At 30.9% G+C, this 13,335-nt stretch carries 16 protein-coding genes and 1 other annotated feature (1 of these 17 running past the window's edge); of the genes, 6 read left to right on the top strand and 10 right to left on the bottom strand.

The annotated features are described in order from the left end of the window. Nucleotides 1–94: a binding site (T-box leader), on the top strand; it begins 139 nt to the left of the window's first position. 50 nt (nt 95–144) lie between these two features. Further along, complete coding sequence (gene metG, locus EQM05_RS00610; protein WP_128747962.1) at nt 145–2,079, top strand: methionine--tRNA ligase; 1,935 nt, start codon at nt 145–147, stop codon at nt 2,077–2,079. A gap of 345 nt (nt 2,080–2,424) precedes the next feature. On the opposite strand, the gene EQM05_RS15615 is transcribed toward metG, so the two are convergent. The 3 genes from EQM05_RS15615 to EQM05_RS00600 form a co-directional block, all read right to left on the bottom strand. Continuing rightward, a complete protein-coding gene (locus EQM05_RS15615; RefSeq protein ID WP_164917150.1) occupies nt 2,425–2,589 on the bottom strand; it encodes a hypothetical protein in 165 nt (54 codons plus the stop codon). Nucleotides 2,590–2,742: 153 nt separating this feature from the next. Further along, complete coding sequence (locus EQM05_RS00605; protein ID WP_128747960.1) at nt 2,743–3,252, bottom strand: spore maturation protein; 510 nt, start codon at nt 3,250–3,252, stop codon at nt 2,743–2,745. Between the two features lie 16 nt (nt 3,253–3,268). Beyond that, nucleotides 3,269–3,844, bottom strand: coding sequence for a nucleoside recognition domain-containing protein (locus EQM05_RS00600; protein WP_128747958.1), 576 nt, complete (start codon nt 3,842–3,844; stop codon nt 3,269–3,271). 133 nt (nt 3,845–3,977) lie between these two features. Between EQM05_RS00600 and EQM05_RS00595 the strand changes: the two genes are divergently transcribed. Next, nucleotides 3,978–4,220 carry a metal-binding protein gene (locus EQM05_RS00595; RefSeq protein WP_128747956.1) on the top strand — a complete coding sequence of 81 codons (243 nt, stop codon included), beginning with the start codon at nt 3,978–3,980 and terminating at the stop codon, nt 4,218–4,220. A 12-nt stretch (nt 4,221–4,232) separates the two neighbouring features. Further along, on the top strand, nt 4,233–4,421 hold the full coding sequence (locus EQM05_RS00590; RefSeq protein ID WP_128747954.1) for a hypothetical protein: 189 nt from the start codon (nt 4,233–4,235) through the stop codon (nt 4,419–4,421). Between the two features lie 42 nt (nt 4,422–4,463). Here EQM05_RS00590 and EQM05_RS00585 read toward each other — a convergent pair whose 3' ends face one another. Beyond that, complete coding sequence (locus tag EQM05_RS00585) at nt 4,464–4,691, bottom strand: glutaredoxin family protein (protein ID WP_128747952.1); 228 nt, start codon at nt 4,689–4,691, stop codon at nt 4,464–4,466. A gap of 155 nt (nt 4,692–4,846) precedes the next feature. Here EQM05_RS00585 and rluF point away from each other — a divergent pair, with 155 nt between their 5' ends. After that, nucleotides 4,847–5,593, top strand: coding sequence for a 23S rRNA pseudouridine(2604) synthase RluF (gene rluF, locus EQM05_RS00580; protein ID WP_164917149.1), 747 nt, complete (start codon nt 4,847–4,849; stop codon nt 5,591–5,593). A 16-nt stretch (nt 5,594–5,609) separates the two neighbouring features. On the opposite strand, the gene EQM05_RS00575 is transcribed toward rluF, so the two are convergent. Then, nucleotides 5,610–6,437 (bottom strand): polysaccharide deacetylase family protein, encoded by an 828-nt coding sequence (locus tag EQM05_RS00575; RefSeq protein ID WP_128747948.1) that lies wholly within the window; start codon nt 6,435–6,437, stop codon nt 5,610–5,612. Nucleotides 6,438–6,505: 68 nt separating this feature from the next. Continuing rightward, nucleotides 6,506–7,414 (bottom strand): polysaccharide deacetylase family protein, encoded by a 909-nt coding sequence (locus EQM05_RS00570; RefSeq protein ID WP_243108086.1) that lies wholly within the window; start codon nt 7,412–7,414, stop codon nt 6,506–6,508. Between the two features lie 602 nt (nt 7,415–8,016). On the opposite strand from EQM05_RS00570, the gene EQM05_RS15610 reads away from it, so the two are divergent. Together EQM05_RS15610 and ispF are read left to right on the top strand one after the other, a co-directional pair. Next, nucleotides 8,017–8,187: a hypothetical protein gene (locus tag EQM05_RS15610; RefSeq protein WP_164917148.1), complete on the top strand. Its 171-nt coding sequence runs from the start codon at nt 8,017–8,019 to the stop codon at nt 8,185–8,187. 98 nt (nt 8,188–8,285) lie between these two features. Beyond that, complete coding sequence (ispF, locus tag EQM05_RS00565) at nt 8,286–8,759, top strand: 2-C-methyl-D-erythritol 2,4-cyclodiphosphate synthase (protein ID WP_128747946.1); 474 nt, start codon at nt 8,286–8,288, stop codon at nt 8,757–8,759. Nucleotides 8,760–8,827: 68 nt separating this feature from the next. Here ispF and EQM05_RS00560 read toward each other — a convergent pair whose 3' ends face one another. From EQM05_RS00560 to arcC, 4 genes are all read right to left on the bottom strand, one after another. After that, nucleotides 8,828–9,841, bottom strand: a complete 1,014-nt coding sequence (locus EQM05_RS00560) for an AI-2E family transporter (protein ID WP_128747944.1) — start codon at nt 9,839–9,841, stop codon at nt 8,828–8,830. A gap of 123 nt (nt 9,842–9,964) precedes the next feature. Further along, on the bottom strand, nt 9,965–10,966 hold the full coding sequence (gene argF / locus EQM05_RS00555; protein WP_128747942.1) for an ornithine carbamoyltransferase: 1,002 nt from the start codon (nt 10,964–10,966) through the stop codon (nt 9,965–9,967). Nucleotides 10,967–10,991: 25 nt separating this feature from the next. After that, nucleotides 10,992–12,197: an arginine deiminase gene (gene arcA / locus EQM05_RS00550; protein ID WP_128747940.1), complete on the bottom strand. Its 1,206-nt coding sequence runs from the start codon at nt 12,195–12,197 to the stop codon at nt 10,992–10,994. Between the two features lie 29 nt (nt 12,198–12,226). Further along, complete coding sequence (gene arcC / locus EQM05_RS00545) at nt 12,227–13,177, bottom strand: carbamate kinase (RefSeq protein WP_128747938.1); 951 nt, start codon at nt 13,175–13,177, stop codon at nt 12,227–12,229. Nucleotides 13,178–13,335: the final 158 nt, after the last annotated feature.

Raw genomic sequence — 13,335 nt, 5'->3', positions numbered from 1 at the left:
ACGTTACAGTGCAGGGTGATGTTAGTCACCTGCAGAGTTTCATATTGCGAGATATGAATAATTTAGAGTGGCATCGCGTAATTACGCCTCTATATGGTTATAATCCATATAGAGGTTTTTTTATAGTTTAAAGGAGGGATTTTAATGACTAAAAAACCATTTTACATTACTACACCAATTTATTATCCATCTGCCAATCTGCATATAGGCAATACCTATACCACAGTTGCTGCTGATGCAATGGCTAGATTTAAAAGACTTACAGGTTATGACGTTATGTTTCTTACTGGAACTGATGAACATGGGCAGAAAATCCAGAGAATCGCAGAAGAAAAAGGAGTTACTCCAAAGGCTTATGTAGATGAGATTGTTGCTGGCATTCAGGATCTATGGAAGCTCATGAATATAAGTTATGATAAATTCATTAGAACCACAGATGATTATCATATGAAAGCTGTTCAGAAAATATTTAAAAAGCTATATGATCAGGGTGATATTTATAAAGGATCCTATGAGGGCTGGTATTGTACTCCATGCGAATCCTTCTGGACTGAAACTCAGCTGGTAAATGGCAACTGTCCTGACTGCGGCAGACCAGTGGAAAAGGCTAAAGAAGAAGCATATTTTTTCAAAATGTCAAAATATGCAGACAAACTTATTGAATATATTGAAAGCCATCCTGAATTCATTCAGCCTGAAACAAGAAAAAATGAAATGATAAATAACTTTCTAAAACCAGGTCTGCAGGATTTATGTATTTCAAGAACATCTTTTAATTGGGGAATTCCTGTTACTTTTGATCCTAAACATGTTATTTATGTTTGGGTGGATGCTCTGGCAAATTACATAACAGCATTAGGTTATGGAACAGATAATGAAGAACTATACAATAAATTCTGGCCTGCAGATGTTCATCTTGTAGGAAAGGATATATTGAGATTCCACACAATTTACTGGCCAATTATGCTTATGGCATTAGGTCTGCCCCTTCCAAAACAAATATTTGGTCATGGCTGGTTATTAGTTGATGGCGGAAAAATGTCAAAATCAAAGGGAAATGTAGTAGATCCTGTTGTGCTTATAAAACATTTTGGAACAGATGCAGTGAGATATTATCTGCTAAGAGAAATTCCCTTTGGTCAGGATGGATTATTTAATAATGAAATATTTATTAAAAAGATCAATTCAGATCTAGCAAATGATTTAGGCAATCTTTTGTCAAGAACAACTGCTATGATAGTAAAATATTTTGGGGGTGTAATACCTGCTCCTCTGGCAAAAGAGCCTTTAGATGATGAATTAATAAATTTAGCCTTGGAAACTCCAATTAAGGCTGAAAAAGCAATGGATAAACTGAGAATTCCGGAGGCATTGGATGAAATATGGGCTTTGATTGGAAGAGCCAACAAATATATAGATGAAACTACTCCATGGGTATTAGCTAAGGATGATTCTAAAAAAGAAAGATTGGGTACTGTTCTTTACAATCTGGCAGAAAGCCTAAGGTTTGTCTCAGTATGCTTAAGCTCATTTTTACCAGATACCAGTGCTAAAATAAATGAACAGTTGTCTGTAGAATTAACATCATGGGACAGCTTAGCCTCCTTTGATGGAACAAGCGCCGGCACCAAAGTGAAAAAAGGTGAAAATTTATTTCCAAGAATAGATGTTGATGCTAAAATAGAAGAACTTAACAAATTAAAAAATGAAAATTCCAAGCAGGCTGCACATGAAATTCAGCCAATTAAACCTGAAATTACAATAGATGACTTTGATAAAATTGATTTAAGAGTCGTAAAAGTTATTTCCTGCGAAAAAGTGAAAGGTTCCAATAAGCTTTTAAAGCTTAAGGTTGACCTTGGCGGTGAAGAAAGACAGGTTGTATCAGGTATTGCCAAATTCTATAAGCCCGAAGATTTAGTTGGTAAACAAGTAGTATTAGCTGCAAATTTAAAACCAGTTAAATTACGTGGAGAACTTTCACAGGGAATGATTTTAGCTGCAGCTAATGATGATGATACTAAATTGTTTGCAGTATCAATTCCAGGTGAATTGCCAACAGGAAGCAGAATCAGTTAACAGCTTCTACAGTTAATAGTTAAAAGTTGAAAATTAATAGTTCAAAGATTTCATTTCTAAATGGGGCTGTCGCATTAGCAGTTAAAACTGTTGAGCGGGGCTCCTTTTAAAACTAAAGATTAAAGATTAAAGAACAAATAACAAATAATGTAGATTTTCTGCTTTAGCAGGAAATCTTTAATTTAAGTTTTGCTGTAAGCAAAACAACAATCTTTGTTCTCTGTTATTTAATCTTTGTTATTTAGATATAGGGCTCTTTTATTCAATAGTGTTGATACGTTAACAAATTCCCGTCAGGGACAGGCTAATTAAAATATATTTCAGCATTTCTCATATTTATATATGTTATTTTTCAAAAAATCCAAATATACTTACAACAGCACCTATAATTATCAAAAACAATTCATTATCATGTGTTTTAAGACCACTAAGACTTAGTATTCCAATATAAATACCTATCAAAATTATAACTACACCTATTATCATAGTTTTTATTCCTTTATTAGACATTTAAATCTCCCCACCTATTCCATAATGTTCCTAATAATACTTTACAATATGCTAAAGATAAAAAGCAACATATTTTTCAGCTCCGCTAAAAAATATGTTTACCTCTTACTTCTTAGTTCTTAGTTCTTACCTGGCAGTAGTGTTAGCTAGATTTCATCTGGCTAACACTACTGCCATAATTATTGCTGTCATATCTGCAAATAAGGCTGCCCACAGAGTATGCCTTATTTTTTTTACACCAACTGCTCCGTAATATACTGTAAGAGTGTAAAATATGGTTTCTGTGGATCCCATTAAAATGGATGCCACAATGCCTATATATGTGTCTGGTCCATAATTTTTTATAATATCTGTAAATACCCCCAATGCCCCGCTTCCTGATAAAGGTTTTATAAGCACTAATGGCACTATTTCTGAGGGTAGTCCAATTATTTTAACTATTGGTGCTGCAAATGCTGTAAAATAGCCTAATGCTCCAGATTCCCTAAACACACCAACAGCAACCAGCATTGCAAGTAAATAAGGAAAAATTCTTAGGCAGATTCCTAAGCCTTCTTTTGCCCCCTCAACAAAACATTCATAAACTTTGACTCCCTTTAATACACCATATATTACAATAGATATAATCAATATTGGAATAATAGCTTTAATAAAATAATCCATTAGCTGCCCCCCATATCTAAAAATATTTCTCCAGCACTTTACATGATATAATCCCAACCAGAGCCGCTGTTCCCGTAGCAACTACAGCAGGAAATATTATTGCTCCCGGATTCTTTGAACCCATGGCTGCCCTTATGGATATTACTGTGGTAGGCACTAATTGTATACATGCTGCATTTAACACTAAAAATAGCGCCATATCATCGCTGGCTGTATCCTTATTAATATTATTTCTGCTTAGCTCTTCTATAGCCTTTATTCCAAAGGGAGTTGCTGCATTTGACAGCCCCATCATATTTGCAGTTAAATTCATAATAATAGCACCTACAGCTTTTTCATTTTTCCCGGCATCTTTAAACAAAAACCTTATTATTGGTCTTAATATTACTGCAAGCTTTTCTGTTAATCCGCTTTTTTCTGCTATTTTCATGACCCCGCACCATAGGCACATCATACCAACAAGCTTTATTATAAGCTGAACAGTATTATCTGAGGAAGATATTATAGCTTTTGATATTAAATCTCCTCTTCCTGTGATAATACCAAATATGATTCCAAAGGCTAATATAAAAAACCATATAAAATTAATCATTTAATCCTCCAAATATAGCTGATTTTATATTATGTATATGTTTGTACTAGTATTAATATTTGAGAAATATTATTGAATTTATTTATTTTTAGTGATACCATAAAAAATGAATTTATATAGATGGAGGTCCAAAATGGTCATTAAAGATGTTATGAAATATATAGAAAGTGAAATAGTTGTAATAAATTCCACACCTTGTGAAGTTTGCGGAGGAGATTATGTTGCTGAACAGATGGAACCCGTTATTATAGATGATGTACCCTATGATATCTGCTCATGTATGTGTGAAAAATGCGGACATTTTAAGACATTTGAATTTTCAGCACCATTTTTAGATAATAAATCTTTTGATAAAATTAAAAATAGTATGAACTAAAGGAGATTTAATATGGAAGAAACAAAACTAGTTTTAGCACAGAAAGATATTGATGAAGCCTTAGCTCTTGTTGAAAATATGGAAAAGTCCTTAAAGGAAACTCATTTTTCTAAGGAAAATATCAAGGATAACTTTACATTTCTATGTTCTAAGCTTGAGGAAATAGAAGCTATTCTTAAAGAAGAAGGTATATTAGAATAAAAAAGAGTAAAGCCATGCTTTACTCTTTTTCCTTTAAACTATTTAAGCTTTAAGTGCATTTTCAATTTTTTCCTGATCAAATCCTAATATTACTTCATCATCAATTTTGATAACAGGGACGCTTCTCATTCCCATTGACATTAACTCTTTTCTTGCAGCTGGTTCTTTTATATTCTTTTCCTGAAACTCTATATTATTTGTGTGAAAATATTCCTTTGCCATTTTGCAATATACACAGCTATCTGATGTATAAATCATAACATTTTTCATTTAAATCCCTCCTAAAACTAATAGTAATAATTTGATTACTATTGGATACCCCTATATGGTATCTTTATATTTATATTATATTTTTATTTATATTATATGTCAATAGTATTTATTAAATTCTAATAATTATTATTAAATAATTGGAGGTAAATAGTTTGAATACAGATCATACTGAAAATTCCATTAGGATAAATAAGTTCATAAGTGACTCTGGATTATGTTCCAGAAGGGAAGCTGATAAATTAATTCTTCATGGCAGAATATCCGTTAATAATAAAATTGCAGAAATAGGCACAAAAGTTTATTCCACTGATATAGTTACACTTGATGGTAAACAGATAAAGGCTGCTAAAAAACTTATATATATTGCATTTAATAAGCCTGTTGGTATTACCTGTACAACAGAAAGAAAGGTTAAGGGAAACATTATAGATTACATTAATCATCCTCAGAGAATATTTCCCATAGGAAGGCTTGATAAGGACTCCCAAGGATTGATATTACTAACAAACGACGGTAATATAGTAAACAAAATATTAAGATCTGGGAACAATCATGAAAAAGAGTATATCGTAACTGTGGATAAACCAATTACAAGTGAATTTATAAATAAGATGAGTTCCGGTGTAAATATACTTAATACAAGGACTAAACCATGTAAAATAGTAAAGCTGAGCAGCCATACGTTTAATATAACATTAACTCAGGGTCTAAACAGACAGATAAGAAGAATGTGTGAGTTTTTTGATTATAACGTTAATAAATTAAAAAGAATACGAATTATGAATATACAGCTTAAAGATCTGCAGATAGGCCAGTGGCGCTATTTAACAAATAGTGAAATGAAGGAAATAAACATGCTTATTTCCAGTTCCTCAAAAACAGAAGAAGCCTCCAAATGAAGCTTCTTCTTAAATTTTATTTATCCAGAAACCAGGTTAAGTCCAGATATGTTGGATTTGTCAGCCTTTGCTCAAATTCATTCATTGTTGAAAATCCGCCTATATATACCCTGTTTAATGTATATATACCATTAGATTTATAAGCCCATTTACCACTTGTTGTAAATGCCATATCATATCCAGCTTCTTTTGAAGCATTAACTGTGGTTTTATTATACTTTCCAAAGGGATAGGATAAATATCTGCAATCTATACCTAATTTTTCATCAATTATTTTTTTTGACTGCTTTAAATTATATACCTGTTCATTATAAGTAAGCTTACTAAGCTTGCTGTGATCTATTGTATGGCTCCCAATTTCTATTCCGTTATTTATCATCTCTTTCATCTGTGGAAATTTTATATATAATCCGCCCTGGTTACATAAATCCGTTATTATAAAAATTGTTGCTTTAAAATTATAATCTTTTAATATTGGATATGCATTTGTAAAATTATCTTCATAACCATCATCAAATGTTATGACAACAGACTTCTTAGGCACTTTTTTATTGTATTTCATGAAATTATATAAATCACTCATAGATAATGTAGTGTAATTATTATCTTTTAAATATTTCATTTGAGATTTGAACAATTCAGGTTGTACAACTAATGGATTGTTTTTATCATCTTTTACAGAGTGGTACATTAACACAGGAATACCCTGATTATTATCTTTAGTATTCTTTAAATCACTTCTGAAACTGAAACTTAAATTTCTTACGGATACAATGCAAACCATGTATAATATCAATATTATAATGAATGTCTTCTTTAATCGATGCTTAATTAAACCCCTCATGAATTAACCCCTTTATTACGTATATAATTAGATTTATATTATATCATATATAACAATATACTTTATTACTACTTATTATAGTTCCTATTTGTCAATCTTCTTATAAATTCAGACATAGGTGATTCCGCACTTATATATACTCTGTCTAAAGTATACATGCCATCTGATTTATCAGACCATGTTCCATTTGTTGTAAATGCCATTTTATAACCAGCCTCTTTTGCTGCTTTAATGGTTTCTTTATTATATTTTCCCACTGGATATGCTAAATAATTTACCTGTTTATTTAGCAGTTTTTCCAGAAATAATTTTGATTCCTTTAGCTCATTTAACTGTTTTGCATAGCTTTGTTTATTTAATTCTTCATGATCTAATGTGTGGCTCTCAACATCAAATCCATATGCATCCATTTCTTTAAGCTGAGTGCTGTTTAAGTAAGCTCCACTTTTATCTACAGTATCAGTAATTACAAAAACTGTTGCTTTAAAACCAAATTCCTTTATTATTGGAAAAGCATTTATGTAATTATCAGCATAGCCGTCGTCAAATACTAAAGCTACAGACTTATCCGGTACTGGCATATTGTTTTCAAAAAAACTATATAATTCATTTAATGTCAAAGTGGTATAACCATTATCCTTTAAATACTTCATCTGCTCTCTGAATTGTTCCTTTGGAATCCTTAAAGGATTATTCTTTTCATAATCAATTGAGTGATACATAAGTACTGGTATACCTTTGTCATTGTAAATCAGGCTTTCATTCTTAAAAGTCCTGTCTTTTTTTTCTTCACTGACTTCCTTTTTCGTCATGTCTGCAGTTTTTTCATTATTTTTTTTCACTTCATCGGCTTTAGCTGTATTTAAAGGCACATCCTTTTTTGATCTTTCTTTAGTAGAATGTGCAATAGTATAAGAAGCACCTATTCCTAATGTTAGAACACACACCATAATTACTGCTATATTCCTTAACTTCAAATAACCACTTCCCTACCTGATTTTGTATTGATATACTTATTATAATACAAATCTAATATATATAATATTATATTAAGTTACAAAAATTTAATTCATTTTTCAATAAATTAGTCACATTATCCACAGAATGCATGTGCATAACTTGTTATTTTTATATAATAATCATTATTTAAGCCTATATTAAAATATTTACTGGCAAAATATTTTAATATAAATACCTAATGGCAAAGCTTGGTTTATCAGCATTATTCCTTACCTTAAGTTCATAAATAAAATATTTTTACAAAAATAGTTTTTATAGTTATTAACATTGTCCACATTTACTATGTGCATAACTTGTGCAAGCAGTGTTGATTCTCTACACTGCTGTGGATATGTTGTGCATATATTGTTAATAACTTTTATCACATTTTTATATTTATTTTATATTATACTAGTGTAACTTGTAAACCAACTTTAAAATATCCTCATGTTTACAGAGAATAAAATGATATATTTTTTTGTATTCTCTGTAATTTTTATTTTATTTGGAAAATTCTTAACAATTCATAATTATTATGGTATTATTATATTAAAATAAAGGTTTAGGAGGATGTTAGCCTATGAAGAATAAGGTTATCTATGTTGACTTCTCCACAAAAAATAAGAGGAAGATTAAAAAAAATAACTTCTTCAATATGTTAATTTACAGAATACGCAGAATTTTCTATAATATTTTTAATAAAGAAAATAATTATAAAAAGGATAACCACAAGATGCATTCTGTAAAATAATATAAATATTGGTATCATCTTATGGAACACATATTTATTTTTGTGTTCTTATTTATTTATGGTAAACTATTTATATATAATTAATTTGAGGTGATGCTATGAGAGTAGGCTTAGGTTATGATGTTCATAAACTTGTAGAAAACAGGAAACTTATTTTAGGAGGAGTTCACATCCCATATGAAAAAGGCCTGCTGGGTCATTCTGATGCAGATGTATTGATTCATGCTGTTATGGATTCACTGCTTGGAGCTGCAGCCTTAGGGGATATAGGTATGCACTTTCCTGATACTGATGCAAAGTATAGTGGTATATCCAGCCTTGTTTTACTTAAATATGTTAAAAATCTTTTAGATGATTCGAATTATAATATTTGTAACATTGATGCCACTATTATAGCTCAAAAACCTAAAATGTCTCCATATATTCCAGAAATGAGAAAAAACATTTCCTCTGCACTGGATATAGATATAGATATGGTAAATATAAAAGCTACAACTGAAGAGGGCTTGGGTTTTACCGGTACCTGCCAGGGTATATCCAGCCAGAGCATATGCTTAATATATAGAAAGTAAATATTTAATTATTAAAAAAGCTCAAACAACACTTTAATATCATTGTTGTTTGAGCTTTTAACTTCTTATCAATTACTAACATTAACTTTAAGCAGATCAAGAATAAACATTACCAGAGGAATACCCAGTAATAATCCCCATGTGCCCATAAAGTGTTCTGATACGATAAGTATCAAAAATGTAAAAAATACCGGCAGTTCGGTTTTATTTGACATAAGTTTTGGATTTAAAACGTAGCTCTCCAGACCGTGAAGCATAGCAATCATAATCAATACATAGATTACTTTGGATATACCGCCTATATTAAATGCTATTATTGACAGCGGCACCGATGTTATTATAACCCCTGCTACAGGTATTAATCCACAGATAAATATCATAAATCCTAAAGCCATTATTTGAGGGAATCCCATAATGCTGAGAATAATAATAGATATTATTGTATTGATCATTGCAATTAATATCTGAGCCTGTATGACTTTACCAAATGAGTTTGAGAAATTTATACAAAAAAGTTCTATGTAATTATATATTGATGAAACTCTGCTTGTTTTAAATTTAGATAAGAATTGTTTTATCTTCTGCTTCTCCAGCATGAAAAAGAAGCTTAATATAAATGCCAGAAATACGTTTATTCCCATTTTACCAATATTAGTAACCATTAAAAATAAAGAATCAAACCGTCCCTTTATATATCCTTTTATATCCACAGGTCCAATATATTTATCAATGTATTGCTGAAACATAATAATACTTGAATTATCTTTACTTGCAGATAATTGATTTATTAGTGCAGCACTTTCATTTATAATAATGGGAACATATTTGTATATAAAGTATGAAAACATTGCTATTAATAATATGTATAATATTATGGTAACTAACAATTCATTTAAGCGGTTTTTCACCAAAAACTTTTTTACAATAAATTGCTGCAGACTATAAATTAGAAAAGTAAATAAAAATGTTAAAAGGAATAAGTTTAACATTTTTCTCATTGAATAAAAAAATAAGACAATCAGCAAAAATACGGATATTTCCTTGACTGCTTCCTTTTTAAACAAATCTGTAATAAATTCCATTTAATTTCCCCCTAAAGCACACTTTATTTTTATAATTATTATACATTATTTGGGCTACTTATTGCATAAATTTTAATAATAAAGGCCTCAAAATATATATTCTGAGGCCTCTTATTACAGATTTTATTGTCCTAGGGTAGCAACCATTACGGCTTTTATTGTATGCATCCTGTTTTCAGCTTCATCAAATACTACTGAATGTTTTCCTTCGAATACTTCATCAGTTACTTCCATAGCTGTTAAACCGAATTTTTCATGTATTTCCATGCCAACTTTTGTGTTTAAATCATGAAATGATGGTAAACAGTGTTCAAATATAACCTTTGGATTTGATGTTAATTTAATCATTTCTTCATTAACCTGATATGGCTTTAATAACTTTATCCTTGATTCCCAAACTTCAGGAGCTTCTCCCATGGATACCCATACATCAGTATAAAGAACATCGGCATTTTTTACACCTTCAGCAACATTTTCAGTTATTGTAATCTTTGCTCCGGTTTCCTTTGCAACTTCTTCGCATTTTGCAACCAATGCTGCTTCTGGAAATAATTCTTTTGGAGAAACTATTCTAAAGTCCATACCCATTTTTGATGCACCAATCATAAGAGCATTAGCCATATTGTTTCTTCCATCTCCGCAATAAGCAAATACTATTTTATTTAATGGCTTATCAATATGTTCCTGAATTGTTAAAAAGTCAGCTAATATTTGCGTTGGATGATCCTGTGTTGTAAGGCCATTCCATACTGGTACTCCAGAATATTTAGCAAGGTCTTCAACAACTGACTGGTCAAATCCCCTATACTCAATGCCATCATACATTCTGCCCAGAACTCTTGCAGTATCAGCTATTGACTCTTTCTTTCCCATCTGTGAGCCTGTTGGTCCAAGATATGTAACATGAGCCCCCTGATCAAGTGCACCAACTTCAAAAGAGCATCTTGTTCTTGTAGAATCTTTTTCAAATAATAAGACAATGTTTTTACCTTTTAATTTCTGCTGTTCTGTTCCAGTATATTTTGCTTTTTTTAAATTCTTAGCTAAATCAAGCATGTAGTTAATTTCCTTTGGTGTAAAATCCATCAATGTTAAAAAGCTTCTGTTTCTCAAATTAAATGCCATAATAATTCTCTCCTTTTTAATTTTTTTATAAATCTTCCCTGTATAAAGGCATGCTCATACATCTTGGACCTCCCCTTCCTCTGGAAAGCTCAGATGAAGGAATAGAAATAACTTTTATATTATTTTTGTCTAAGATTTCATTTGTTACATAGTTTCTTTCATAAGTGATAACCTTCCCTGGTTCCAATGCCAGCGTATTTGAGCCGTCATTCCACTGCTCTCTTCCAGAAATAATTTTATCTCCGCCGCCGCATCTTATCAGAGTAATATCTCTCCCTAAATATTTTGAAAGTATTTTTTCAAGGCTTCCAGTCTCTTCATTTAAAACAATTTCTCTCTCTTTATGATTATATGTTATTGCAGTAACTTTAAGCTGACCTTCAATTCCCTTATGAATAGTAAACTTATCATAATCAATCATTGTAAATACAGTATCCAGATGCATAAAAGCTCTTATTTTAGGTATATCAAACAGTAAAACAACTTTAAAGCTGTCGCCATATTTAAATATATTCTCAGCTGTTTTTATAGCTGCCTTATAATCAGTTCTCTCGCTATTGCCAATTGCAATTACATCTTTTGATAATACCAGTTCATCCCCGCCTTCCATAGAAAACTTTTCATTTCTGTCATACCATAATGGTATATTGGAATCCTTGAAACCTGGATTATATTTAAATATGTATTTACCAAAAATAGTTTCCCTTTTTCTAGTTTCAGTTCTCATAGAATTTAGAGATATTCCCTTGCCAATTGATGCAAATGGATCCCTGGTAAAATATAAATTTGGCATTGGATCCATAAGAAATGGATAATCATCAAAATTTTCATTAATTCCTATATCCTTTTTTCTTACTCCAGCCATTATTTTATCTACCATATCCCTGCTGTTCATTGACAATAAATACTCTTTCAATGGCTTATCATAATCATTATTATGAGAAAGGTTTTCTAAAATAGCTTCATTCACAAACTTCTCTTTAATTATTGGATTATTTAAAGCTTCTGCTGTTAGGTCCTCTAAATATTCTACCTTAACTCCATTTTTTCTGAATACATTAGCAAAGTTGTCATGTTCCTCCCTGGCAACCTTTAAATAAGGTATATCATCGAATAATAGTCTATCCAGATATTCCGGAATTAAATTTTCAATTTCCGCACCAGGTCTGTGTAAAAGTATTGTCTTAAGTTTTCCTATTTCAGAATAAACATTTATATATTTTTTATCCATATCTTACTACTCCTAAAATCTAATATAAGCTAAACAGATTTAATTATTTTTGTTCCTGAAAGCCCGTTTATTGCCTCTTTTGCCTTTGATAATGAAGCTATAATTGCAATTTTATCATTGTCAAATTCTATAAATTTTTTACAGGCTTCTACCTTTGGCAGCATACTTCCAGGGGCAAACTGCTTCTCTTCAATGTACTTATTAAGCTGGTCTAATGTTATAGAATCTAATTTCTTTTCATTGGGAGAATTAAAATTTATGCTTACTTTATCTATAGCTGTTAATATTAAGAGCATATCTGCATCAAGTATTTCTGCCAGTTTTTCTGCTGCAAAATCTTTATCTATTACTGCAGCTACACCTTTTACCATGCTGCCTTCTTTAACAACTGGTATACCGCCGCCGCCGCAGGATATAACTATCTTACCTGATTCGAAAAGACCCTTTATTATATCTTTTTCTATAACGTCAATTGGCTTTGGTGATGGAACTACTCTTCTATAGCCTCTTCCAGCATCCTCTTTCATAATATAACCTTTTTCATGTGCTAAAATATCAGCCTCATCTTTACTATAAAATGAACCTATAGGCTTAGTTGGATTCTGAAATCCATAATCATTCTTATCAACTAATACCTGAGTTATAACAGTTCCTACAGATTTTTTAATATTTCTTTTATAAAGTTCTTCTTCTATTGCATTTTGCAGATGATAACCTATGTATCCCTGAGAAAATGCACCGCATACATCAAATGGAAATAATACATTGGAGTCATTAGTCTTGTGAGCAGTCTCCACACTGCTTAATATCTGTCCCACCTGAGGCCCATTTCCATGAACAATAGCAATTGAATGTCCCTGTTCTATTAAATCTATAATTGACTTAGCTGTTTCTTTGCATGTCTCTAACTGGCCTGCAGCACTTTTATCTTTTGGGTTTGACTGAAGAGCATTGCCCCCCAAAGCTAATACTATTTTCATAAATATTTCCTCCCCATAAACCAATTTCTACTAACAGTTAAATTATAAGCAAAGAGATCTATTTTTGTCTATACCATACTACTAAAAAATACTAATTCAATAATAAATTATCTGTATTATTAAAATAAATATACCTATATTAATGAATCCTTAGGAAT

It is taken from the genome of Clostridium sp. JN-9, assembly GCF_004103695.1.
Taxonomy (GTDB): Bacteria; Bacillota; Clostridia; order Clostridiales; family Clostridiaceae; genus JN-9.
Note: the sequence above shows the minus strand (reverse complement) of the source record. Positions and strands in the feature narration are given on the sequence as shown.